This is a genomic window from Erysipelothrix larvae, from assembly GCF_001545095.1.
Taxonomy (GTDB): domain Bacteria; phylum Bacillota_I; class Bacilli_A; order Erysipelotrichales; family Erysipelotrichaceae; genus Erysipelothrix; species Erysipelothrix larvae.
Genome location: NZ_CP013213.1, coordinates 960,309 through 985,543 on the forward strand (window position 1 = coordinate 960,309; position 25,235 = coordinate 985,543).

Consider the following 25,235-nt stretch of genomic DNA (forward strand, 5'->3'; position numbering starts at 1 on the left):
TAATTATTTAGATGAAAAAGTTCTTAAAACGTGTCCTCGTATGGACCTTAATTGTCACATTGGTTGTTTCCACGGTACTGATCTTTCTTGGACTTCAAGATTATAAGCGTGTCGTAGCCCAACGACCAATTGAAACCTATGTTGCGCAAATCCAAGCTGAACCCGGGTTTGTAAGCTTAGATGAGGTGTCAGAGATGTTTGTAGATGCAGTTGTGGCAGTGGAGGACAGTCGCTTTTGGACACGTAACTCAGTGTTAGACATAAGAGCCATAGGGCGTGCTACCTACGTGAATCTCACAAATCTTAATTTCTTAGAAGGTGCATCTACAATTCCTCAACAAGTGGCTAAAAATATGTATTTCGATGAAGAAGTAAGTGTGATTCGTAAAATCTCTGAGTTTTTTGTCGCCAGACACTTAGATAATCTATATACTCGCGCGGAAATATTAGAACTTTATATAAATAAAATATATTATGGTGCAAATGCCTATGGTATCAGTGAGGCCAGCTTGATCTATTTTGATACAACACCACTTAACCTTACGGATGCTCAAGCAACGATGCTTGCTGGACTACCACAAGCACCATCATCCTTTAATCCATTTCTCTTTTATGAGTCTGCAAAAGCACGACAACGCATCGTAATTAATCGACTCATTTCAAATGGATTTATAACAGAAGAATTTGGAGAAGAAATTTATCAAATGGAGGTTTTTAATGACTAAGATGAGAATGATCAGCGGGATCAAACCAACCGGAAAATTGCATTTGGGGAATTATATTGGTGCACTTCGCAATTTTGTTGCGATGCAAGATGAATATGAGATGATTGTGTTCATCGCGAACCTACACTGTATTACCTTGCCCATCGATCCAGAAGAACTCAAAGGATACTTAAAAGATCAGGTGCTCTTTTATTTAGCCTGTGGACTCGATCCACAAAAATCCACCATTTTCTTGCAAAGTGATGTGATGGAACATGCTCAATTGGGGTATATATTATCGTGTCTTACATCAATGGGCGAACTAAACCGACAAACTCAATTCAAAGATAAAAAAGACTCGGGTCAAACGCTAACGGCGGGGTTTTATACCTATCCAGCATTAATGGCATCTGATATCTTAATTCATAAAGTAGATGGGGTTCCTGTAGGGGAAGACCAAAAACAACATGTTGAACTTGCACGGGATTTAGCGCAACGATTCAACCAACGCTTTGGGGGTGAAACGTTGATTGTCCCTGAAGTTGTGATGCCAAAAGTAGGCAAACGCATTATGTCACTTCAAGATCCTACAAAGAAGATGAGTAAATCCGATCATTTTGGTGAAAAGGGTGTAATTTATCTCAGTGATGACTTGAAAACAGCACGCAAGAAGATTATGAGCGCAGTGACAGACAGTGATATGCTTGTGAAATACGATGTTGAAAATAAACCCGGAGTATCAAATCTCTTGTCAATATATGCAGCACTTAAAAACGTGTCCATTCAAGATGCCGAAGCCGAGTTTGAAGGGTGTCAATATGGAACCTTTAAGAAAGCTGTCGCAGATGTGGTTGTGTCAGAATTAGAAATGATTCAAAATCGCTACAACGAAATTAAGGACAGCGGCATCGTTGAAGAAGTCTTAGCACACGGTGCAAGCAAAGTGCGTGTTCAAGCACAAAGTACCCTTAAAGAAGTTCAACAAAAAATGGGATTGGAGTGGATGTAACGACATGGAACGAATCCTAGAAATTATCCTTTTAGCAATCGTCCAGGGTATTACCGAACCCCTACCCATCTCATCCAGTGGTCACCTTGTCATCTTTCAAAGTGTGTTTAACATAGAAGGTGGAAGTGGCCTTGAACTCGAGATTTTGTTGCATCTTGGGTCGTTAATCGCAATCTTAGTCTTTTACTGGGAAGATGTGAAAAATCTGTTTGGAAAAGGATTGGGTTATTTGTGGCATTCGATCTTGTATGTTCTGAATAAGGGTGATGCGCCTAAGAAGGAAAATCAAAAACATTTTCTTTATGGTGTGAATGTCTTAATTGCAACGATACCAGCAGCAATCTTTGGTATCTTATTCAAAGATTGGATTGAAGAAACATTGATGAATCCAAAGGCGGTAGGGATTGCACTCATTTTTACAGCAGGTGTACTATTTGCTGCTTTTAAAATTAGTGGAAATAAAACAGACAAAGATTTTAAACCTAAAAACGCGCTTTATACAGGATTAATGCAAATTATTGCACTTTTTCCAGGTGTTTCACGCAGTGGATCTACAACCTGTGCATCCTTAATTCAAGGATTTAATGTAGAATCATCCATGAAATTCTCGTTCATAATGTTTATTCCAGTTGCTTTAGGGGCAATGGTTTTAGGACTTAATGACTTTTTATCACAACCTGATCTTACAAGTCTTTTAATTCCTTATACAATCGGTGTAATTGTAAGTGGTGTTGTAACGTATTATTGTTTGAAATTGTTCCAAAACATTTTAAAGAAACGTCGTCTTGATGTTTTTGCATTATATTGTGTCTCTGTGGGGATCTTATCAGTCTTATTTTTGAAATAGTATTTGATAAATTTAATTTAGTAGTTATAATTATAGTGACGGAAGGGGTTGCCCATATGATTGTATTATATTCTTCACCAGGCTGTGCTTCTTGTCGAAAAGTTCGACAATGGTTAAAGGAGCGCCATTTAAAGTTTATCGAAAAAAATATTTTTACAGCGGTACTTAGCGAGCGCGAAATCAAGTATCTCTTGATGCGCAGTGAGAACGGTGCTGAGGATATAATTTCAAAACGTTCAAAAGTTATGCAAGAAGCTCACATTAACCTTGATGAGCTTTCAGTAAGTGAATTAATTGCCTTTATTCAACGTCATCCAAGTATCTTAAAACGACCAATCGTATTGAATGAAAAATCATTCCTAGTTGGCTATGACGAAGAGGAAATTAATGCATTTCTTCCGCATGAACTCAGACATATGCACCATTATCCAATCCATCATGATTTGGATGATGAAGGATCTGTCAATTTAGAAATGAAAGATGATGATTAATGAAAGTATTAGTGGGATTATCAGGTGGCGTTGATAGTGCAGTTGCTGCCTACTTATTAAAGGCACAAGGCTATGATGTTACCTGTGCTTTTATGAGAAACTGGGATTCCTTTACAAACAATGATATCTTAGGAAACCCAACAATTATGGATGATATGTGTTCTCAAGAAGTAGACTATAATGATGCGAAAAAAGTCGCAGATCATTTAGGTCTACCTCTTTTGCGTGTAGATTATGTTAAAGATTATTGGGATAATGTTTTTACAACTTTTATCAGTGAGACTGAAAAAGGGTATACACCCAATCCAGACATTTTGTGCAATAAATACGTAAAATTTGATGCATTTTATGATTTTATGGAACAAGAAGGCTTTGATGCGCTTGCGACAGGTCATTATGCGCAAATCATCAACAATACCTTAGTGCGAGGACTTGATGGCAATAAAGATCAAACCTATTTTCTTAGCCGCATCAATCCATCCGTATTAAGTCATGTATTATTTCCATTAGGAAATATGACAAAACAAGAAGTAAGAAAAATAGCAATTGAACAAAACATTCCGGTTGCGACCAAAAAAGATTCTACAGGAATTTGCTTTATTGGTGAGCGTCACTATCGTGAGTTCTTAAAAAACTATGTTAAAGATCGTGAAGGCGATATTCTAGATTTTGATACTGGAACGGTTGTGGGGCGTCATAATGGCGTGATGTTTTATACAATTGGTCAACGACATGGCCTGGATATCAGTGGTGCAATGGGGCCCTGGTTTGTAGTAGGAAAAGACATGAGCACCAATAATCTGTATGTTGGTAGGGGGAGCGATCATCCAGAACTCTTTGCCTATCGCTGTGTTATTGATGATGTGAACTGGTTTGGATCAAAACATGAAGGATTGATGGACTGTACTGCGAAGTTTAGATATCGCCAACCCGATCAACCTGTATCCATCCGGTTTATCGATGCAACAACACTTGAAGTATTGATGCCAAAGGGTGTCAAGGCTGTTACTTTGGGTCAAGAAGCAGTTTTTTATCACGATGAAGTTTGCTTAGGTGGAGGACGCATTGCACGCGTATTTAATAAAGACGACCAAGAAGTGCTTTATGATTCTTCAAAAAAGGAGACACTATGAAACTTAAACTAAGAGAAGAAAGAAATTTTACAATACGACATACACTGTGGTACTCTGTGATTTATTTTGGTGTCGTTCAAGCAATTATACCAATTATCTTAGGGGTTGTTGCAGGAATCTTTGGCGACTATGAGATGACCGCATCGGGTGTCCTTGTGTTGCCAATCTATTATGATTTTATTGTTTATCTTGTTGGATTGGTTTTGTTTTATCTTGTGTCGATTGGCGTTGTCCGCACGCAATGGGAACTGTTTAAGCATAATTTCCTTGAAAACATTAAAACGATTTTGATTTTATTTGTAATGATGCAAGTGTTAGTCATTGCATCAAATATCATTATTGGTTACTTGATGGGAACCGATACAAGTTCAAATCAATCAAATATTATGGAAATTGCACGCTACGCACCCACTTTTGTGATATTTGTGACGTTAATCTTTGCGCCAATCTGTGAAGAACTTCTGTTCAGAGGTGGTTTTTATTTTGGATTTGTTCGCTCAGGCATGAGTGAAACAAAAGCGACACTCATCAGTTCATTTGGTTTTGGTCTTTTACACGTAGCACCCAGCTTGTTTGTGAATGGTTCACTTGTTCTCAGTGAAGTCTTATATATTATTCCTTATGCATTTATGGGATTTTTCTTTACCACTGCAGCACGAAAAACCAACAATATCTGGGGTTCAATTACGCTACACTTCCTTAATAATTTATTATCAGTCCTCATTTTATTCTTATTCTCATTATATTAGGAGTGATTCTTTATGAACGTTGAAATTGAAGGAATTGTTGACAGCGAGATATTCTTTAATGAAGGCAATCATTACGGTGTGTATCGCGTTGTCGCATCTGACTCAAATGATCGTCCAATAACTATTGTCGGAAACTTCTATAAGTTAGAAGTTGATTCATATTATGCATTTAGCGGGTCCTTTATCGAGAACCCGCGTTTTGGTATGCAGTTTCAGGTTGAATCCTATGAAAAGAAACTTCCCATCAAAGATGAATACATTATTCGGTATTTAAGTGGGGTCTCATTTCCGGGAATTGGACCCAAAACTGCTCAAATTTTGGTTGAGAAAATGGGATCAGATGTTTTAGAAATCATAAAAAACAGCCGTGATGAGATGTTAGAAGTTACAGGGGTGTCTTCAGACAAAATTGAAGTGATTAAATCTGTACTCCAACACCAAACAGGCTTTGATGAATCCATCCAGTTTTTAAACATGCATGGAATTACAGGTACCTTGATTCAATCAATCTTGAATATCTATGGAGAAGATACTCGTCAAGTACTTGAAATCAATCCGTACCGCATGATTGAAGAAGTCAGTGGTATAGGGTTTAAAACCGCAGATAAATTAGGTCAATCTTTATTGTTTGAACAAGATCATCCGTTCAGACTTGAAGGGTACCTCATTTACGTATATCAAGAAGTGTGTTTCAAAGATGGACATTCCTTTATCTACAAAGAAGATTTACACAACCGTATCGATATTAGTGGCGATGATTTTGAAGCTGCATATGATCGTCTTTTACAAAAAGGGATATTAATTGATGATGAAGGGAAAATCTATCACCACACACAATATGATGCTGAAGTAAATGTCGCAAGGTTCTTAGTTGATCATAAACACAAATCAGTGTTTGAACTGGATAATATTGATGAATCCATTGTTCGGATTCAACGACGTTTGGGGATAGTTTTTGATGATAATCAACGCGATGCCATTAAACAAGTCTTTGATCAATCGGTTGTTATTATTACTGGAGGCCCAGGGACGGGTAAGAGCACTTTATTGTCCGGTGTCATATCAATTATCCAAGATGAACTTAAAGACGTCAGTATTACGCTATGTGCGCCTACTGGACGCGCAGCGAAACGTTTAGAATCTTTAACCAAAGTAAATGCCGCAACGATTCACTCAGTTTTGAAATGGAACCTTCATACCAATGTATTTGGAATGAATGAAACCAATCCACTTGAAAGTGATGTCGTGATTGTTGATGAGTTTTCAATGGTAGACATTTGGCTTTTATATAAGTTAATCTTGGCGGGTTCTAAAGTAAAGAAATTTGTATTTGTGGGGGATAAGGATCAGCTCCCATCCGTTGGGCCTGGATATGTTCTTTCTGACTTATTAGAGAGTGATGGGTTTGAAGTCATCCGACTTGAACACAATTACCGTCAAGAACAAGGGTCAGAAGTCATTGATTTAGCCCTTTCGTTTAATGAAGGAATTTTTGATATCAGTCATTATCATAAAGATGTGAAGTATTTTGATTCAAGATATGGAAGTGCAAAGGATATCGTTGTAAAAGTTGTAAATGAAGCGATGGATCGTGGATATTCTCTGAATGATATTCAAGTATTATCTCCGAAATATGCTGGACCCAATGGAATTGATAATCTGAATTACTTTCTTCAAAAATCTTGCAATCCTGAATCGATGCATAAACGCTTTGTGCAAGTTGGCGCGCGCATCTTTAGGGAAGGTGATAAGATTCTTCAACTGAAAAATCAACCGGATGACGGTGTTTACAATGGCGATATTGGAACATTGGTGGAGATTGACGATGATCGCAGTTTGATTGTGGATTTTGACGGATTATTTGTAACTTACGACAAATCAAATTACATTAATATATCCCATGCCTATGCGATGAGTGTTCATAAAGCACAAGGAAGTGAATATCCAATTGTAATCTTGCTGGCATCAAGAGATTTTGGAATGATGTTATCACGCAAACTTTATTACACTGCGATAACCCGTTCATCGAAATCGGTGATTTTGGTAGGGGATTTGAACTCGTTTGATAAAGCAAGCAAAACCGATACGCAAATTCACAGAAACACCTATCTTAAAGAACGCATTCTTCATCTCATGAACGATTAAGCTGGATTAATTCAGCTTTTTCTTTTGATTGAGTTCTAAGAAGTTTAAACAATGTACGAATCATTTAAGATCGTTTGCTGTATAATAATGAAGTGTAAGGGAGAAAAGGATATGGCAAGACCTACAACCAAACAGGATTTAATCCAAACCGCAAATGAAACCTACTTCAAACTCATCCAGATGATTGATACAATGCATGAGGATTTGTTGAATAAACCCTTTAGTTTCAGTGTTGAAAAAGAAAAAGGAGCACATTGGGCACGTGATAAAAACGTTCGTGATGTGATTGCGCACTTGTATGAATGGCATCAACTCTTAATCCATTGGATTGAATCCAATCAAAAAGGGGAAGACAAACCATTTTTACTTGACGGATATAATTGGAAGAATTATGGATCAATGAACCAGATGTTTTGGGAAAAACATCAATCCACATCACTGGATGATGCATTGAGTAATCTGAAAAATACACACCTTCATATCATGAACTGTGTCGAAGACTTTTCAAATGATGCCCTATTTTCAAAAGGGGTCTTCTCATGGACTAAGGGCAGTACATTGGGCAGTTATATTGTTTCATCAACGTCAAGCCACTATGAATGGGCCTATAAGAAAATAAAGAAACATGTGAAATCAAATCAAACTTAAAGACAAAAAAACACCGATAGTTAAAGCGTTTGTACTCAATACAACCTGCTTCATATCGGTGTTCTTTTATTAAGCGTCTTTTTTTAATTCTGCTAAGATTTCTTGAAGTAAGATTGCTTCGTCAGACTTAACAGGATCTGCAATCACATCTTCTTTTTTCTTTGGTGCCATTTTGTTTATAACCTTCACAACCATAAAGATACAAAAAGCAATGATTAGAAAGTTAATTGTTGTTTGGATAAAGTTACCCCATGATACAAAAATTGCTTCTTTCCCTTCGGATGCACCGCGTAAAACCCATTGTTTTGTTTCAAGATTTCCAGAGTTTCCAAGTAAACTGATGAAGGGTGTAATAATATCGTTCACAAGTGATGCTATAATACTGGAGAAAGCACCCCCAATTACAACCCCAATTGCGAGATCAAGCACGTTGCCACGCATTGCAAAGTCTTTGAATTCATTCAGAAATTTCTTCATAATATGCGCCTCCTATGTGTGAATTATAACATAATTCTATACCGTTTAAAGTTAAGCGCACCCAAACTTTATGAACTAAAAAATGTTTGATGTATATATTGATATTTTTTGGAGTATAATAGATACCATAAATAGGAGGTAGAATATGAGTGAATCTAGAGTTTTAGAATTATTTAGAAACATCAGCGACATTCCACGTGCTTCGTTTGATGAAAAACGTATCAGTGATTATATCGCACAGTTTGGAAAAGACTTAGGACTTGAAACCGTTCAGGATGAATTCTTGAATGTTATTATCAAAAAAGATGCAACACCAGGTTATGAAAATGTCCCTGCAGTATTGCTGCAAAGTCATATGGATATGGTTGCGGAAAAAAACAAAGACAGTAACCACAATTTTGAAACAGATCCATTAACCCTTCATATCGAAGAAGGTCATCTATGGGCCGATAATACAACCTTAGGTGCAGATGATGGTGTTGGCGTTGTGTATATGCTTGCAATTCTTGAAGATCATACCCTTCAACACCCAGCACTTGAATGTGTATTTACCGTTCAAGAAGAAGTAGGACTCATTGGTGCAGATAAATTAGATACATCAAACCTTAAAGCAGAGCTTATGGTGGGTCTTGATAGCTCAGGAGAAAATGTCGTGTGTGTTTCTTCATCAGGAGGTGTTCGTACGTCATTGACCGCTCCTGTAGACTATGAAGATGGCCATTTTGATACTTTAAAGATTGGCATTAGGGGGTTAAAAGGTGGTCACTCTGGTGGACTCATCCATAAAGAACGCGGAAATGCGTTGAAACTTGCGGGAATCATCTTAAGACGTGCATTGGATCAATTCGATCTACGCCTTCGTGATATTGAAGGGGGTCTCAAAATCAATGCGATTTGTCGCGAAGTTGACTTTGAAATTGCTTTGGATGATAAAGACGCATTTAAAGTCTGGTTCTCAGATGTTCAAAACGAATTAAAACAACAATATGAATTCAGCGACCCTGATCTATACTTTGTTGTTGAAGAAGGGCATGCACACCATGTGCTAACAGCAAGTGACACGTGTAGGGTTATTGATTTACTCTTCATGCTTCCATATGGTGTTATTCAAAAGAGCATGGCCATTGAAGACCTCGTCATTACATCCGCTAATATTGGGACAGTTAAGATTGAAAACAATGAACTTGAAATCTGTGTGTCAATTCGTGCCACACAAGGATTTGTCTTAGAAAATATCATGCGTCAAGTAGAATGGCTTGCAGATATATTAGGTGTGAATGTTTCCTTTAATGCACGCTATCCTGGATGGAATTATGAAAAAGACTCTAAGTTTAGAGAGCAATTAAAGCGTGTTTATAAGGATATGCGTGGCAATGAAATGATTGAAGAAGCAACCCATGGAGGATTGGAACTAGGGATCTTCAAAGATAAAATGCCTCAACTTGATATCGTAAACTGTGGTCCAATCATGTATGACATTCATACACCCCAAGAACATTTAGATATCGCTTCATTTGATCGTACATATGAAGTATTAGTCGCACTTCTTAAGTCATTGAGTGAGTGGAACTAAGAATAAATAGGGATTGTTGGGACATAGATGTTTATGTTGACGTGCATGCCTATTTCATGTATAATGGTTAAGCAGTAAGAAAGTAGAAGCACACTTCTCACCTGATGGCACGATAGTCATGGGTTAAGGCTTAAATACATTAACGTAGTAAGTATGCCTAAAGTGTGTTCAATTTGATCACACTTTTTTATTGTTAATATCACATAGGAGGTGAATTTTATTAGCAAACGTCAAACACCAAGCGATTTAGTGAATGATGCGATTCGGTTCAAAGAAGTTCTTGTAATTGGTCCTAAAGGGGAACAACTCGGTATTCTAACTCGAAGAGAAGCATTGGATCGCGCTGCTGAGGCAAATTTGGACTTATTGTGTGTATCACCAAATGGTAATCCACCAGTATGTAAAATTCTAGATTATGGACGCTACCGTTACGAACAACAAAAACGTACACGTGAAGCGAAGAAAAATCAATCAGTTACTCAAATCAAACCACTTCGTCTATCACCAGTTATTGAAGAACATGACTTCAACACAAAGTTACGTCATGCTCGCAAATGGCTTGATGAAGGCATTAAGGTTAAAGTTGATATGCGTTTCCGTGGTCGTTTAATTACCCGTCTTGAAGTGGGTCGTAAAACAATGGATGCGTTTATTGAAGCATGTAATGATTTGGGTAGTGTAGAAAAAACACCAAAACTTGAAGGTAATACAATGTCTTGTGTTATCTCACCACTTAAAAAGAGAAAATAAGTAAAAGGAGAATTCGTATGCCAAAAATGAAAACAAAGCGTACCTTTGCAAAACGTGTTAAACGTACAGGTACTGGAAAATTGAAACGTCAACATGCTTATGTATCACACTTTGCTGCACATAAGTCACAAAAACAAAAACGCAAACTTCGCAAGGGAACACTTGTTAGTGCAGGTGATTACAAACGCGTGAAGCATTTGCTACAAGATTAATTTAGGAGGTTCTTAAGATGCCAAGAGTAAAAACATCAGTTGCGAGTCGTGCTCGCCGTAAAAAAACTTTAAAGTTAGCGAAAGGGTACTTCGGTTCTAAGCATACACTATACCGTACAGCAAATGAACAAGTAATGCGTTCACAACGTTACGCTTACCGTGACCGTAAACAACTTAAACGTGAAATGCGTAAACTTTGGATTGCACGTATTAATGCTGCAGCACGTCAAAACGACACAACATACAGCAACTTAATGCATGGTCTAAAACTTGCGAAGATTGAAATCAACCGTAAAATGCTTTCAGAAATCGCAATCCATGATCCTAAAGGTTTTGCTACACTTGTAAGCAAAGCAAACAAAGCGCTCGATAAAGAATAATGACTGATAATCTTCATGACGTTTTGAATGAACTTTTAGTTGACATCTTTAATCACATTTTGTTGATTGAAGAGCGTTATCACAAATCAAAGGGGATTAAGCTTTCAATGAGTGAAATCCACACTTTAGAAGCTGTGTATAAAAGTGATTCGAAGACAATGGGTGACGTTGCACGTCACTTACACATAACATAAGGAACGCTTACTGTTAATATTAACCGTTTGACAAATAAGGGTTATGTTTATCGTGTTCAAGACACGAAAGATCGTCGAATCTATCGATTAAAACTCACTGATAAAGCAAAAGATGTTATGAAGGTTCATGATGCATTCCATGAAGAAATGCTTAAACAACTCATGGAAGAATTAAAAGATTCTGATCAAGACGCATTAAAGAGTGCATTGCAACATATCAATACATTCTTTAAAGAAAACTATGATTAAACTAAAAGGAACCCCTATAGACCTGATTTTAAAAATCAATCTATAGGGGTTTTTTATGTGTGAGCTTGAATCCATGAAATTAGTTCAACACACCTTTATCACGTTGATATTTTTGGAGTGATGTATTAAGTGAGTTCAAGATTTACAGGTGCTTTAGGTAATGTAACTTTGGTCTCTCTTATATCCGTTGTGGGATATCGATTATCGACTGCTTCAAATGCCAAAGAATCAAACCAAATTGTTCCAGATCCTGCTAATATAACACCGATATTAATATTGACACTCCCTTGTGGAACATCAAGTACACACGATACTTGATTCTACTGAGTATCGTGTGTAACGGGACGATCTGACATGTTGTCAAACCCAAGCATGTGATACGACGCATCATCGATGCGCATCCATAATCCACTCCATTCCGTTACGTTTTGACTCTTGATGAAAGCAGAAAATTTCATGCGCTTATTGAGATAAGCGTCCGCTTTGAAAGTTTGCATAAAATTCGCAAATGTATCATTTGCATTCACAGAATCATCAACTGATTCAATACGCAGGGATGCATCTGATTGATGTGATTCGTTGTAGTCCTTAGTAATCCGATACTTTTCAATGTCTATTCCTGTAAAAGTCCAACCATTAATTTGAGTTTCCATTGTTTCTTTTGCCTCCTTTTTGTCAAGTAAATGTCGCATTGAAATGCGGTAATCACTGGGTGATTGATTGTATAGAGATTTGAAAGAACGCGTAAATGCTTCATGTGAACTAAATTGATATAGCATCGCAATATCGATGATATGCATATCTGAAAAGACCAATAGTTTTGAAGCAGATACAAGCCGTCTTTTTCTAATGTATTGATACAGATTGACACCTGTAATTGCTTTAAATGTTTTGTGAAAGTGTGACTTTGAATAATTGAATGTCTTTGAAAGCGTCTCAAGTGATATCTCTTGAGTTAACGAAGATTCAATAGATTCTATGATTTGATGCATCAACTGTGTTTGGTCCACGTTTTTATAACCTCCTTACATATTAAGTGTACTGGTTTTGACTTACTCAGACTTGATAAAAATGGTTTAAAAAAACTAGAATACATCTAAAGTTTCTAGTTTCAAATGATTAAGGCTTCTTAAATATAACGTGCACCAGCAGTGTCAACCGTCAAATGATGAATTGAATACGTTGACGAAAGGTTGGATGCTAAGGTGTTCAAGGCTTCATCGGGGTTTTGCACAAGAGCAATCATAGTGGGACCAGAACCAGAAATCCACGAAGTAATACACTCAAGGGATGTAAAAGTGTCGATAATTAAAGCATAGTCTTCAATCAGCGTGCTTCGATAGGGCTCGTGGAGTTTATCTTTGGTTATTTGTGCTAAAACAAAAACATCACCACTTTGAAATCCATACGCAAGCAAACTGGCACGACTCAATGAGTACACAATTGCTTCATAAGGGAGTGTTGTTGGTAGAATCGCACGTGCTTTTTGTGTCGATACGGGTTTGTCAGGATATACACCAACAAACTGAAGTGATGGATGGACTGTTAAGTTTTGGACTAAAAAGGACTCAGAATCATAAACACAAAGACACATATTACCCATAATTGCAGGCGTTACATTGTCGGGATGGCCTTCGATTCTTGATGCAATCTGTGCCATCTCATGTTTCGTAAGGTTTAGTGAAGCTGTTTTATTTGCGGCCATTATCCCCGCAACAATGCAGGTTGAAGAACTTCCTAAACCCCGCGCAACTGGAATATTAGATTTTGTTTCTAGGTGAATATGTTGCGGCGGATTGACCTTAAATTCTTTTAATACTTGAAAATATGTATTCAGGGTTAACGACTCATTAAAGTCATGATCTGAATCATGAAAGGTAATCCCACCTGAGGTTTTAAGTTCAAAGGTAAAGGTATTATAAAGGGATAATGCAATCCCAGCTGTGTCAAAACCAGGACCCATATTCGCACTTGTTGCAGGAACTACAATAGAAAACTTCATGCATGCTCCTCCTTAGCAATAAAGTCCAACAATACGGCTTCAACTTCATCCTTTGGTATAAAGGTTTGATGCTTAATGGGTTTATCGCGCAGTGATTTTAAGTGTTCGGGATAGAATTCTTGGGAGTGTGCTTCAATATAATCTAAAATATCAAAATCAGACATAGAATCCAAATGAAAACACGCACGATATACGTTTGGAAATTTATAAGGACTTGCGGTAGACACAATGATTTTTGGATGCTTTGATGGTGTTTGTGGAAATGCGGTAGCAGTATGTGGATCAACCAGGATTCCTTTTGATTCAAACAAAGACACAATGGTTGATTCTGTTTGTGAATTTGACATATGTTGTGCATCAAATACAGTTTTTATCTCATCAAGTTCGTTTTGATCTAAAGTAAACATTTGATGTTCGTTAAGAGATTTCATCCAATTGCTTACTTTTCTTTCATCTTTAAACATAAAATACAATAAGCGTTCTAAATTAGAAGATACAAGGATATCCATTGATGGTGAATGTGTTTTCACAAGGTGGCGCTTTTGAATGTCATAGACTCCGGTTGTGAAGAAATCATAAAGCACATTGTTGTCATTGGTACATATCACAATCTTACGAATCGGACATCCCATTTCTTTTGCGATATATGCAGCAAGGGCATTTCCAAAGTTACCCGTTGGAACATAGATATCTACTGGTGTACTTGGGTTGAGTCGACTCAAAGCATCATAATAATAGATGACTTGAGGCAATAAACGCGCAATATTGATTGAATTAGCACTGCTTATCGATAAATCTGAATGCGCACTAAAAAATGATTTTACGGCTTGTTGGGCATCATCAAAATCGCCATCAATCCCAATTGGAAACACATTATTGCCATCTTGTGTTTGCATTTGGAGTGCTTGCATGGTACTGGTGCCATGTTGAGGATACAGTACTGCAATGGATAACCCATTTACATCTTTTAGTGCTTCCATCGCAGCTTTTCCAGTATCTCCAGATGTTGCGGTTAATATGGTGAGATGACGGGTGTGATGAAGGTCCATTGACGCTTTGATAAGATATGGGTAAATTGACAATGCTTGGTCTTTAAATGCAGCAGTCTCACCATAAAAAAGCTCAAGTAAATGTGTTGTTTCATCGACAGAGCGAACATTGGTAATCTTTGGATGCGAAAACTTGTGCGTGTTATAAGCGCTTGTAATTGCGTCCATGAGTGCATCATGTGGAATATCATCGAAATAATACGCGAAAATCATTTCAGCGATTTCTTGATAGGTTTTAGAGATACAGCTTTCTAAGGGCAAAGCCATCAGCGTTTTTGGAACATAAAGTCCGCCATCTGGTGCAAGGCCATTTAATATTGCTTGACTGGGTGTTGCGTGTGTCGTAGATCGTGTGCTTTTATAATTCATTTTTATTCTCCACCTCTTGATATAGTTTTCATTATATGCTAAAGTTTCCACATAGTAAATACAAATGTGTATTCTAGGAGGACAAAGTGGCAGATCGACAGAAATACTATATTATTCAAAAGAAGGCATTGCCAAGCAGTATTCTAAAAGTTCTAGAGGCACAAGAACTCCTTGATAATGGGGTTGTAAAGTCTATTTCTGAGGCAACAGAACGTGTTGGTATTAGTCGTTCTGTATTCTATAAATACCAACATGCTGTAAAACCTTTTTATAAAGACGAAGCCCAACGCACAGTTACTATTGGATTAAATCTATTAGATTCACCCGGTATTTTAAGTGATGTCCTTGGGATTCTTGCAACCTTTAATTTCAATCTATTAACCATTAATCAAACAATTCCGATTAATGGGATTGCAAATGTAACCCTCACACTTGAAACACTCAACAACACCAAGGATCTCGAGCAATTAATTCAGATTCTTGAAGAACATCAATCAATTAAATCAGTCAGAATATTAGCAGGGGAGACAATATGAAAATAGCAGTTTGTGGTTATGGTGTAGTTGGCAAAGGAGTCGTCGATATTATCGATCGACGCGATGATTGTGAAGTGCTCTATATTTTTACGCGCGAGACACTGGATGATAAACGCTATACTACTGACTATCAAGATATCTTGAACGATAAGCAAGTTGATCTTGTAGTTGAAGCCATGGGTGGTATAGAACCCGCTTATTCAATGCTCAAAGCAGCACTTGAACAAGGAAAACATGTTGTAACATCAAATAAAGCACTTGTTGCAAAACATGGTGCAACATTACACTTATGCGCTCAAAAACATGGCGTTCACTTTTTATTTGAAGGAAGTGTTGGCGGTGGTATTCCCATATTATCAGCATTAAGAAACGGGTTAGCGCATGAACCTATTTATAAGATTGAGGCCATTCTCAATGGCACATCAAATTATATCTTGACACAAGTCATCGAAACGGATGCATCATTTGAAACAGTACTTAAACGTGCCCAACGCTTAGGGTATGCTGAACGTGATCCAAGTGATGACGTGGATGGATTTGATACAGCACGAAAGATTGCAATCTTGGGGTCAATCTTGACAAAACACTTTGTTGATTACGAATCGATTTATACAGTAGGGATTCGCCATGTTCACCCAGCAATCTATGAATTTGCAAAGAAAATGGATTTTAAATTAAAATTGGTCGCATGTTTAGAAACAACAGAAGCAGGTGTTACAGCAAGTGTTGAACCCATACTTCTACCCAAAAAACATCCCCTTTACCAAGTGGACGATGTCGATAATGCTGTTGCTGTATATGGTAAAGATGTTGGAACCATTGTTTTTAAAGGTCAAGGAGCAGGGCGAGAACCCACAGCAAGTGCAGTTGTTGCTGATGTATTGGCCTGTAAGAATCCATACCTTGTAAATACAACGTGGGACTTTGAACCTGTTGACGTAAAACGGGATAAAGGGATGTATGCTGTATGGCTTCCAGTAGAAGCTGAGATTAAACCTTTTTGTAACACTGAAATATCAGTTGTTATCATGGATTACAATGAAGCACAAGCTTCTGGAGGCGTGTTTGTGCGCATTGAAGGAGAGTTATGAGAATTGTACAGAAGTATGGTGGGAGTTCTTTAAAAGACGCCCAGTGTATTGGTCGTGTCGCAGATCGCATTGCAAAATCATATCATGAAGGCAATCAATTGATTATTGTCTTATCTGCGCAAGGAAATACGACCAATGAATTGATAAAGAAAGCAATGGAACTCAATGACCAACCAAGTCAACGTGAACTTGATATGCTACTGGCTACAGGAGAACAACAATCCGTAGCGCTCATGTCTTTAGCGTTATCCAAACGAAATTGTTCATCCGTTTCGTTGAATGCATATCAAGCAAAGATTCAATCCGATGGCATCTATGGTTCTGCACGGATTACAAATATTGATACGACACGGATTGAAGAAGAACTCAGTCAATCGAATATTGTCCTTGTGACAGGGTTTCAAGCCGTTAACCATACCGAAGACTTCACAACATTAGGCCGGGGGGGTTCTGATACCAGTGCAGTCGCAATCGCGCATGTTTTAAATGCTGATTTTTGTGAGATTTATTCGGATGTTGATGGCATCTACTCAGCAGATCCAAGACAAGTACCACATGCTAAAAAACTTAAGAGTATTGATTATGATTCAATGCTCGAACTATCATCGCTTGGGGCAAAGGTACTTCATAATCGATCGGTTGAAATCGCGCGTAAATATGGTGTTGTATTGCATATTAAATCTAGTTTTGACGATATAGAAGGGACAACCGTAATGCAAAATCCAATTGAAAAAACAAAAGTAAGTGGCGTCGTTGTAGACAAAAACATTGCAACTATCTCAGTGATTGGGCTTAAAGATAGACCAGGAATCGCGTATCAAATCTTTTCAGTCCTTGCGCATAATAACATACCTATAGATATCATTCTTCAATCCATTGGCCGTGATAATACGAAAGATATGGTCTTCACCGTGTCCCTTGATAACGGGCCCAAGGCACTAGAATATCTATTAAGTGCTCAACATGATTTTGAAGCTGAGGATATTATACTTAATGAAGCAAGTGCAAAATTATCTGTAGTGGGTGCGGGTTTAGAAGCAAATCCAGTCATTGGTGCAGTTGTATTTGAAACACTGTTTAAAGCAGGAGTCAACATTGATATGATTTCAACCTCAGAAATTAAGATGTCACTCATCATCCCACAAGAACAAGCCAATGAGGCAGTGGTCTTACTTCATGACCGCTTGCTGGAATATATATAGGGGGGTTTATGAAACGATATAACGTAGGAATTGTTGGTGCGACTGGACTTGTTGGTCGAAAAATCTTAGAAATCTTGGTCGAACGAGATTTTCCAATTCAGAATCTATTCTTATTTGCATCGTCTCGATCTCACGGTAAAGTGATTACCTGTGGCCCTTATAGTGTGAGTGTTGAAGGGCTTAATGACGATTCATTCAAAGATAAACATTTGGACTTTGTACTTTTTTCTGCAGGAAAAGAGGCATCACATCACTATGCACCACTTGCAGCGGAAGCAGGAGCAATTGTTGTTGATAACAGTTCATGTTGGCGCATGGATCCAGATGTTCCCTTAGTCGTAGCAGAGGTGAATCCTGAAGATGCATTTAAGCATCAGGGAATCATTGCGAATCCAAATTGCTCTACAATTCAATCAGTACTTCCACTGAAAGGAATTCTTGATAAGTATGGATTGGATCGTGTAAGTTACACCACTTATCAAGCAGTCTCTGGGGCAGGTATCAAAGGGATTGAAGATTTAAAAGAACAAAAACAAGCGCATTTTCCACATCATATTCACAAGAATATCCTGCCTCATATCGATGCTTTTGATGAGGATGGATATACCTTTGAAGAGAAAAAGATGATTGAAGAGACACGCAAAATATTGCATTTACCAAACTTAAAAGTAACAGCAACAACAGTGCGCGTTCCAATTGAGAATACACATGCAATTGCAATTAATGCTTCTTTATCAAAACCATTTGAACTCAATGAGCTCGAGACTGTATTAGAAGCTTACCAAGGACTTCAAATTATCAAACCTTACCCGACATCAGAAATGGCCGATGGTCAAGATGATGTCTTAATTGGACGTATTCGAAAAGATCCAACATTACCGAATAGTGTTCATATTTGGTGTGTTGCTGACAACATACGAAAGGGTGCTGCAACCAATACAGTTCAGATTGCAGAGTTATTTCTGTAATCATCGTTTAAATTTGTTTAAATCTGAGTCCATGTGACATCAATATGAACCAAAGATGGAAAACAAGTAGTTTTTTAGTGGCCAGATGCGAAGTTTATGTGGTTTCATTTATACATATTGAACTTTTATATATGCGAATTTCAGCATTATTGCAAAATAAATTTTATAAGTTAATTACTTTCAAAAATAAAAATATCGTGTTTTATTTACTTAAATGCACAAAATTAGTATATAAATATAAAAATATCGTAAATTTTGCGATATTTTTTTTGATTTGATATTGAAATGATGTATATCTGAACATTCTATATATTTATTGTTGATTTGCCAAAATAATAGATTAATTTTTATTTTGTATTATTGATATACTTATATTACTAGGGGTGTAAAGGGCGAAATATTTGAATTTAATTAACAGAGTTATGAATGAAATTATTAGAGTAGTTCTAAGAAAATTCTCGATTCATTTAAGCTGAGTTATTCATTCAAATATGAGATTTTTACATACTTAGATATTTGTGATATCTATACAAATGCAATGGTATCTTGAGTCACTTATGAATATGGTTCATGAGAGGTAATAAATATCGAAGCATAAGAATTTAGTTGTGTCCTAAAAAACTGATCTTCCATCTTGTAAAGTTCAAGAAAAATTTACAATTGTATAGTGTAACAATATATTTGGTGCGAATCTCAATTTGTCGATTATTGAGACTCAAGATTACACAATTATGTGTAAATGCATATGATGAATTATGTTCGGTCATCGCAGACTTAATATGGCGAACATAGTTGTTTATCCGGGGGGATATGAATTATACCCTTACTTAATGGCCCGTGCCAATAAAGTAACAATCGATCGAAGAATTTGTAGAATTCATAGGAGGCAACATGGATTTAAAGAAGCTCAATTATTTTGTAGCATTGGTAGAAGAAGGTAACTTCACACGTGCAGCTCGCTCGCTATCAGTGACACAACCAGCACTTAGCTGGAATGTTAAATATTTAGAAGATGTACTCAGCACTCAACTCGTAAAACGTTCTACTAACGGAATTGAGATTACGAAAGCAGGAGAAATGCTTTATAATGGAGCAAAGGAACTCTTGCAAGAAGCTGACGAGTTAAAAAAATCTGTAAGCAAAGTGGGCTTGCAGAAATAGTTTGAAAACGAATAATTATTTGCACGGAGTCAAGCATACATCGTTATGCAAAATTATAATCTGCAAATAAACCAATATGGTTTATAGAAAACTTAACCGATAGGCAACATGCTTAAAGGTTGAGTTTTTTTCATGAATAAAGACGTGTATTCACAGTATTATTTATAATTCGCAAGTCTTAAAAAGGTATCCTCACACATGATCTCAACAGATTTTCCTTGTTCAATCAATTGCTCTGCGCGTCTATGTTTGTTTGACTTGCCTCCATTGGTATCATTTTGGTATCGTGAGGTACCTAATATTAATATACCAGTACGTTTTGTTACACCATACTGAATGTTTGCGCCTAACTTAACCAAAATTTGAGATGCAGCATTGCGTGTAAACCCATCAAGCTTACCGGTAAAAACAACATTTTTGTTGAGAAAATAATTATCTGAATTGACACTTTCTGACGAAGCGTCTAGATTTGAAGGTGCAATTACATGCTTGGTTAAAAGTGGTATTCCAAGGTTTCTAAGGGTTGAATACATCTCTTGAATTATGACGACATTATCTATGGGGTGGTGGGTTTGAACTGGAAAAACAAGGGACCGCATCGGAGTATCAAGTTGATGGTTTTCGATGATTGTCATTAAATATCGAGATAATCGATGAATGTCTACATAATCGTTGATTAAGGGCTGATGAAATACTTGAGTACAAGCATCGTATAGGAAGTTAATCGTTCTATTTGCTTGATTGGTAATAAGGATATCCTTATCAATAAAATCAAGAAATAGAGGAAAAACTTGTGAAAGAGACGGTGATTTACTGACGCACTCATTGGTAATTCCTGTAAGATCTTCGATATAGGAAGAAATAGGTGAGGTTGGCTTAATATGATAATGAAAGGAATCAACGCATTGATGATTCCGATATTTTTTTGATGCAATCTCAATGATTTCACCCTGACCATAGTCAAAATCTGTCGTTTCAATTGCGACGACGCAATATGCATCATAAAAGCTTAATAAACTTTTTCCTTTAGAGGTTCGATTTGAAGTTCTTTGCGTCAATTGGGTCATTGTGTCGTCCTTTCTGCGTATAGATAATATATCACTATGATTCACTCATGAATAGTATAAATATTTTAGCATAGCTTCCTTTGATGCTCTTATGGATCAATTGGTTGAACAGGCAAACTAAAAATGATATCGATTATATTATCGAATATTATAGAGAAAGTATAGGAAAAAATCAGTCGATTTTTTGTCTTGTGGGATGAGCGTTGTTCTTTGTTTCCACAACAGATAAAGTACGATCAAGGGTTAATGGGATTCGTCCAGATCCCATGTCTAGCTTTATACTACAATAAGGCGGATAGAAACTTTACTGGAAGTGGTGATAATATCGTTGAAATTATTTGAGCCTTGTAATCCTTAACTGTTATCTTTTTATGCATCAAACACAAAACAATTTGTATGTGTTTTGTATGTTCAATAATAAAATAGAACATAAAAAAACCTACTAAATAGTAGGCCTGTGTGTATATTGGCAGGGGTAGCAGGACTCGAACCCACACTAACGGTGTTGGAGACCGTTGCTCTACCATTGAACTATACCCCTGTTTGATAACGCTCATAAATAATACCATACTCTTCTATCATTTTCAATACGTGTTTGGTATAATATTTCAAGAGGTGTATGTATGAATATAATTATGGATGAAAATGCGATAAACAGAGCATTAACTAGAATGGCACATGAGATTATTGAACGCAACAATGGACTGAATCGTGTCATCTTATTAGGAATTGAAACGCGTGGTGCAACCTTAGCGTTTAGACTTGCAAATATTATTGAATCAATTGAAAAAGTAAAAGTACCTGTTGCATCCTTGGATGTAAGTTATTGGCGAGATGATGTTGATGTAAAACAACAGGCAATGCGACTCCCATTAAGCGTACAAGATCGAATTGTTGTTTTAGTTGACGATGTCTTGTTTAAAGGAAGAACTGTACGTGCTGCAATGGATGGAATAGTTTATAATGGAAGACCCGGTGCAATTCAACTTGCTACGCTTGTTGATCGTGGGCATCGAGAGTTTCCTATACGTGCTGACTTTGTTGGGAAAAACATTCCAACAGCATTAAGTGAGACTGTAAAAGTTCATTTAGTTGAAAATGACAACGAAGAGTGTGTTATTTTAAGTAAGTAGTAAGTAAAGGTGCCAGGAGGGGTTACTTGATGAGAATCGGATTATTTTCTGATACCTATGTACCAGATATAAATGGTGTTGCTTCTTCGGTCGCAACACTTCAACATGCACTTGAGGAAGCAGGGCATACTGTATTTGTCATTACGACACAGTCCACGCTTATGTCCGCAACACTTGAAGATAATGTGTTACGCTTGCCAGGGGTAGAATTAAAATTTTTATATGGATATACGATGAGTTCCCCCGTTCATATCAGTGCCATGAGAGCAATTGAGGAAATGAACCTTGATATTATTCATGCACATACGGAATTTGGGATTGGTATTTTTGCGCGCCAATGTGCACGGTCATTATATATACCACTTGTGATTACATACCATACACAATACGAAGACTATACACATTATGTGAACTTTTTGGGTCTTAAGAGCATTGATACTGTATCCAAAAAGGCCGTAGCTGCTTTGAGACGTTTCTATTCAAAAAATGTTCAAGCTGTAATTGTTCCTTCGCAAAAAACAAAGGATCTTTTGATGAATTATGATATAAGAAAAAAGATTGCGGTAATTCCAAGTGGATTAAATTTGAAGAGTTTTAAAGAAGTTCAAACAGAAGAAGTCGCATCAATTCGACAAGAGTTGGATTTGAATGATAAGTTCACAATTGTTTACTTAGGAAGAATTGCGGAAGAAAAAAGTCTTGAATTGGTCATTGATGCTGTATCAAAACTTATGGATGAAAAAGAAAATGTACGGATGATCATCGCTGGGGATGGCCCATCAGTAGATGATCTCAAGAATCAAGTAAGCGACTTAGGTAAACAGGATAAGTTTTATTTCGTTGGTTCTGTTATGCGAGATCGTGTTCCAGCATATTATCATGCGAGTGATGCCTTTGTTTCCGCATCGCTCACTGAGACTCAAGGGTTAACCTTTATTGAGGCACTTGCGAGTGGCTTATGTGTATTTGCACGACCTGATAGAGCCTTGGACGATTTAATTATTGAAGGTGAAACGGGATATCTGTTTAGTGATATCGACGCGTTTGTTGAAAAAGCAGTCATGTATATTGATAATTATGAAACGTTAAAAGATCAATTCCAAGCCAAAGCACAAGAAATTGTGAGTGGTCTAAGCAGTGAAACCTTTGCGAAAAACATTCTTGATTGCTATCAAGAGGCCATTGATTCGTATCATGGCAAATATGAAATTGAATACCTTGATCAGGACGAAGAACGAACCTATATTGATATAAAACAAGGGTTTGAACACGATAAACTAGTTTTTGATACAGAACTAATTCAACGAAGGGGATTGAGTGTTGGAATGAAGCTATCTCGAAACGAAATTAACTCACTTGAAGAAGATCAAAAAATATATGAAGCGTATCAAGCAGTGTTGAAACGCATTGCAATTCGTGATTACACAAGTTTTGAAATTTCTGATTTCTTAAGAACACGTCATGAAATGAATGAAGAACAAGTCGAAACAATTCTTGAAATATTGAAGAAACGACGCTTCATTAATGACGACCGATACTTTAAAGATAAAATTGATTACCATCGTGATCAGTTACGTGGAAATGAATGGATTATTGAAGATTTAAGCCGAAGAGGCTTCTCAAAAATCGATATTGAAAACACCTTATTAGATGAAGACCATGAAATTTATGTAGAGCGGGGACTTAAACGCGCAATAAATTATAGTGGTTCGATTAAGGAAGGTTCGCGTTTACAGCGTAATTCAAAGGTAAGGCAACATTTGTTGCGACAAGGATTCGAAGTCTCGGTAATACGAGAAATCATGAGTCAACTTGAAGATGATTATACCCACGATGCAGAACGCGCTTCTTTGATGCGAATCATGTCAAAAGCATTTATTCGTTATCTTAGAAAAGATGATGAGCAACTTGCTCGAACAAAAACCATTAATTACGGGATTTCAAAAGGATATCCTGTAGACATGGTTAAAGATGTTATGGAGGAATTAGATGACGACTCAGAAGATTAATACATTAGAAAATGGCATGAAGACTACATTGCCAATGCTTGTAACAAACGTACTTCGTGGTGTTACACAAAATGGTGCACCATACTTAACGATTTCATTTCAAGACAATACAGGATCCATTGAAGGAAAATGGTGGGATGTGAAACCCTTTGATGAGGCCAATGTGAAACAAGGTAAGATTGGAATGGTAAAAGTTGATGCGATTCTATATAAAGGAGCGCTACAATTAAGAGTACACAATATTGATTTTAGCGAATCATACAATGTCAATGATTTTGTGCTAGGATCACAGTATGAACCCGAGTTTTTGAAAAAGGAAATTGAAGGGTTCAAGAATATGATTGAGAATTCAGTGTACCGTTCAATAGTCGATAAGTGTTTTGATTTCTATGGTGAAGATTTCTATCTTTACCCTGCAGCAACCAAGAATCATCATGATTTTGTAGGAGGTCTTGCTACCCATGTATATGGGATGTGTCTACTTGCTGTAGATTTATGCAAACTTTACCCAATTTTAGATTTGGATTTACTCCTAGCAGGTGTACTGCTTCATGATATGGGGAAAATTGAAGAATACTCCGCACCGATTTTAAGCGAGTACACACCCCAAGGTAAACTGCTGGGGCATATATCGATTATGCAGGCTAAAGTTTATGAAGTGACCTGTGAACTTGGAGTTCGTGATACAGAAGAAGCCATGCTGTTAAGACATTTAATCTTAAGCCATCATGGTCAGTATGAATATGGTTCACCAGTATTACCGCTTGTAAAAGAAGCAGAAATATTAAACTTCATTGATAACATTGATGCACGCATGAATATGTTTGATAAGATCTACAAAGATCTTGAAGAAGGAACCTTCGCACCCCGTGCTTTCCCATTAGAAAATAGAACGTTCTATAAAGGAAAAGGCGTGAAGTAATTACGACGTTTGAATTGGTGAAGAAACATCAAAAAAAACTGGTAGGTAAAGTGTTATGTGCTAAAGCTACCAGTAAAGAATGTCGATAAAAAGTAAAAGGTGTCAAGTAATATTACTTGACACCTATTCAATATATGATATACTTAGTGAGGTTAAGTTAGATTA

General features: G+C 37.0%; 28 protein-coding genes and 1 tRNA gene. 23 read left to right on the forward strand and 6 right to left on the reverse strand.

Features of this window, described 5'->3' with window-relative positions:
* Nucleotides 1-11: 11 nt before the first annotated feature.
* The 8 genes from AOC36_RS04390 (at nt 12) to AOC36_RS04425 (ending at nt 7,726) form a co-directional block, all read left to right on the forward strand.
* Nucleotides 12-725 (forward strand): transglycosylase domain-containing protein, encoded by a 714-nt coding sequence (locus tag AOC36_RS04390; RefSeq protein WP_067631800.1) that lies wholly within the window; start codon nt 12-14, stop codon nt 723-725.
* Nucleotides 718-1,713 carry a tryptophan--tRNA ligase gene (gene trpS / locus AOC36_RS04395; protein ID WP_067631802.1) on the forward strand — a complete coding sequence of 332 codons (996 nt, stop codon included), beginning with the start codon at nt 718-720 and terminating at the stop codon, nt 1,711-1,713. The genes AOC36_RS04390 and trpS overlap by 8 nt, the downstream gene beginning before the upstream one ends.
* Nucleotides 1,714-1,717: 4 nt before the next feature.
* On the forward strand, nt 1,718-2,560 hold the full coding sequence (locus AOC36_RS04400; protein ID WP_067631805.1) for an undecaprenyl-diphosphate phosphatase: 843 nt from the start codon (nt 1,718-1,720) through the stop codon (nt 2,558-2,560).
* 56 nt (nt 2,561-2,616) lie between these two features.
* Nucleotides 2,617-3,051, forward strand: coding sequence for a transcriptional regulator Spx (spx, locus tag AOC36_RS04405; RefSeq protein WP_067631807.1), 435 nt, complete (start codon nt 2,617-2,619; stop codon nt 3,049-3,051).
* Complete coding sequence (gene mnmA, locus AOC36_RS04410) at nt 3,051-4,184, forward strand: tRNA 2-thiouridine(34) synthase MnmA (protein ID WP_067631809.1); 1,134 nt, start codon at nt 3,051-3,053, stop codon at nt 4,182-4,184. Before spx ends, mnmA begins: the two co-directional genes overlap by 1 nt.
* Nucleotides 4,181-4,933, forward strand: coding sequence for a CPBP family intramembrane glutamic endopeptidase (locus AOC36_RS04415; protein WP_067631810.1), 753 nt, complete (start codon nt 4,181-4,183; stop codon nt 4,931-4,933). The genes mnmA and AOC36_RS04415 overlap by 4 nt, the downstream gene beginning before the upstream one ends.
* 12 nt (nt 4,934-4,945) lie before the next feature.
* Entirely contained in the window at nt 4,946-7,078 is a 2,133-nt protein-coding gene (recD2, locus tag AOC36_RS04420; RefSeq protein WP_067631812.1) for an SF1B family DNA helicase RecD2, read from the forward strand.
* 111 nt (nt 7,079-7,189) lie between these two features.
* Nucleotides 7,190-7,726, forward strand: a complete 537-nt coding sequence (locus AOC36_RS04425) for a ClbS/DfsB family four-helix bundle protein (protein WP_067631814.1) — start codon at nt 7,190-7,192, stop codon at nt 7,724-7,726.
* 69 nt (nt 7,727-7,795) lie between these two features.
* Here the strand turns inward: AOC36_RS04425 and mscL are convergent, their stop codons facing one another.
* The gene (gene mscL, locus AOC36_RS04430) at nt 7,796-8,203 is read right to left on the reverse strand and encodes a large-conductance mechanosensitive channel protein MscL (RefSeq protein ID WP_067631816.1); all 408 of its coding nucleotides are present in this window, start codon (nt 8,201-8,203) and stop codon (nt 7,796-7,798) included.
* A 145-nt stretch (nt 8,204-8,348) separates the two neighbouring features.
* Between mscL and pepD the strand changes: the two genes are divergently transcribed.
* From pepD to AOC36_RS04460, 7 genes are all read left to right on the forward strand, one after another.
* Nucleotides 8,349-9,776, forward strand: a complete 1,428-nt coding sequence (pepD, locus tag AOC36_RS04435; RefSeq protein ID WP_067631818.1) for a beta-Ala-His dipeptidase — start codon at nt 8,349-8,351, stop codon at nt 9,774-9,776.
* Nucleotides 9,777-9,986: 210 nt separating this feature from the next.
* Nucleotides 9,987-10,526, forward strand: coding sequence for a translation initiation factor IF-3 (infC, locus tag AOC36_RS04440; protein ID WP_067631820.1), 540 nt, complete (start codon nt 9,987-9,989; stop codon nt 10,524-10,526).
* Between the two features lie 17 nt (nt 10,527-10,543).
* Entirely contained in the window at nt 10,544-10,738 is a 195-nt protein-coding gene (gene rpmI, locus AOC36_RS04445) for a 50S ribosomal protein L35 (protein ID WP_067631822.1), read from the forward strand.
* A 17-nt stretch (nt 10,739-10,755) separates the two neighbouring features.
* The gene (gene rplT / locus AOC36_RS04450) at nt 10,756-11,118 is read left to right on the forward strand and encodes a 50S ribosomal protein L20 (protein ID WP_067631823.1); all 363 of its coding nucleotides are present in this window, start codon (nt 10,756-10,758) and stop codon (nt 11,116-11,118) included.
* The gene (locus tag AOC36_RS12460; protein ID WP_232505393.1) at nt 11,118-11,312 is read left to right on the forward strand and encodes a hypothetical protein; all 195 of its coding nucleotides are present in this window, start codon (nt 11,118-11,120) and stop codon (nt 11,310-11,312) included. Before rplT ends, AOC36_RS12460 begins: the two co-directional genes overlap by 1 nt.
* Before the next feature lie 27 nt (nt 11,313-11,339).
* Nucleotides 11,340-11,561, forward strand: coding sequence for a MarR family winged helix-turn-helix transcriptional regulator (locus AOC36_RS12465; protein ID WP_232505394.1), 222 nt, complete (start codon nt 11,340-11,342; stop codon nt 11,559-11,561).
* A 129-nt stretch (nt 11,562-11,690) separates the two neighbouring features.
* Complete coding sequence (locus tag AOC36_RS04460) at nt 11,691-11,879, forward strand: hypothetical protein (protein ID WP_067631825.1); 189 nt, start codon at nt 11,691-11,693, stop codon at nt 11,877-11,879.
* A 2-nt stretch (nt 11,880-11,881) separates the two neighbouring features.
* On the opposite strand, the gene AOC36_RS04465 is transcribed toward AOC36_RS04460, so the two are convergent.
* The 3 genes from AOC36_RS04465 to thrC all read right to left on the reverse strand — a co-directional run bounded on the left by AOC36_RS04465 (nt 11,882) and on the right by thrC (nt 14,981).
* Nucleotides 11,882-12,571, reverse strand: coding sequence for a helix-turn-helix transcriptional regulator (locus tag AOC36_RS04465; protein WP_067631826.1), 690 nt, complete (start codon nt 12,569-12,571; stop codon nt 11,882-11,884).
* 119 nt (nt 12,572-12,690) lie between these two features.
* Entirely contained in the window at nt 12,691-13,563 is an 873-nt protein-coding gene (gene thrB, locus AOC36_RS04470; protein WP_067631828.1) for a homoserine kinase, read from the reverse strand.
* The gene (gene thrC / locus AOC36_RS04475) at nt 13,560-14,981 is read right to left on the reverse strand and encodes a threonine synthase (RefSeq protein WP_067631830.1); all 1,422 of its coding nucleotides are present in this window, start codon (nt 14,979-14,981) and stop codon (nt 13,560-13,562) included. Before thrC ends, thrB begins: the two co-directional genes overlap by 4 nt.
* Nucleotides 14,982-15,067: 86 nt before the next feature.
* Here thrC and AOC36_RS04480 point away from each other — a divergent pair, with 86 nt between their 5' ends.
* From AOC36_RS04480 to AOC36_RS04500, 5 genes are all read left to right on the forward strand, one after another.
* A complete protein-coding gene (locus AOC36_RS04480; RefSeq protein ID WP_067631832.1) occupies nt 15,068-15,517 on the forward strand; it encodes an ACT domain-containing protein in 450 nt (149 codons plus the stop codon).
* Nucleotides 15,514-16,608, forward strand: a complete 1,095-nt coding sequence (locus AOC36_RS04485) for a homoserine dehydrogenase (RefSeq protein ID WP_067631834.1) — start codon at nt 15,514-15,516, stop codon at nt 16,606-16,608. Before AOC36_RS04480 ends, AOC36_RS04485 begins: the two co-directional genes overlap by 4 nt.
* Complete coding sequence (locus AOC36_RS04490; RefSeq protein WP_067631835.1) at nt 16,605-17,810, forward strand: aspartate kinase; 1,206 nt, start codon at nt 16,605-16,607, stop codon at nt 17,808-17,810. The genes AOC36_RS04485 and AOC36_RS04490 overlap by 4 nt, the downstream gene beginning before the upstream one ends.
* Before the next feature lie 8 nt (nt 17,811-17,818).
* The gene (locus AOC36_RS04495; RefSeq protein ID WP_067631837.1) at nt 17,819-18,778 is read left to right on the forward strand and encodes an aspartate-semialdehyde dehydrogenase; all 960 of its coding nucleotides are present in this window, start codon (nt 17,819-17,821) and stop codon (nt 18,776-18,778) included.
* An 891-nt stretch (nt 18,779-19,669) separates the two neighbouring features.
* Entirely contained in the window at nt 19,670-19,939 is a 270-nt protein-coding gene (locus AOC36_RS04500) for a LysR family transcriptional regulator (protein ID WP_067631839.1), read from the forward strand.
* Between the two features lie 158 nt (nt 19,940-20,097).
* Here AOC36_RS04500 and AOC36_RS04505 read toward each other — a convergent pair whose 3' ends face one another.
* Both AOC36_RS04505 and AOC36_RS04510 read right to left on the reverse strand, forming a co-directional pair.
* On the reverse strand, nt 20,098-21,006 hold the full coding sequence (locus AOC36_RS04505) for an exonuclease domain-containing protein (RefSeq protein WP_067631841.1): 909 nt from the start codon (nt 21,004-21,006) through the stop codon (nt 20,098-20,100).
* A 467-nt stretch (nt 21,007-21,473) separates the two neighbouring features.
* Nucleotides 21,474-21,547 (reverse strand) — tRNA-Trp (locus tag AOC36_RS04510).
* Between the two features lie 82 nt (nt 21,548-21,629).
* On the opposite strand from AOC36_RS04510, the gene pyrR reads away from it, so the two are divergent.
* The 3 genes from pyrR to AOC36_RS04525 are packed head-to-tail and all read left to right on the forward strand — an operon-like array spanning nt 21,630 to nt 25,070.
* Entirely contained in the window at nt 21,630-22,139 is a 510-nt protein-coding gene (gene pyrR, locus AOC36_RS04515) for a bifunctional pyr operon transcriptional regulator/uracil phosphoribosyltransferase PyrR (protein WP_067631843.1), read from the forward strand.
* A 29-nt stretch (nt 22,140-22,168) separates the two neighbouring features.
* On the forward strand, nt 22,169-24,148 hold the full coding sequence (locus AOC36_RS04520) for a glycosyltransferase (protein WP_067631845.1): 1,980 nt from the start codon (nt 22,169-22,171) through the stop codon (nt 24,146-24,148).
* On the forward strand, nt 24,129-25,070 hold the full coding sequence (locus tag AOC36_RS04525; RefSeq protein WP_067631847.1) for a 3'-5' exoribonuclease YhaM family protein: 942 nt from the start codon (nt 24,129-24,131) through the stop codon (nt 25,068-25,070). Before AOC36_RS04520 ends, AOC36_RS04525 begins: the two co-directional genes overlap by 20 nt.
* Nucleotides 25,071-25,235 lie beyond the last annotated feature (165 nt).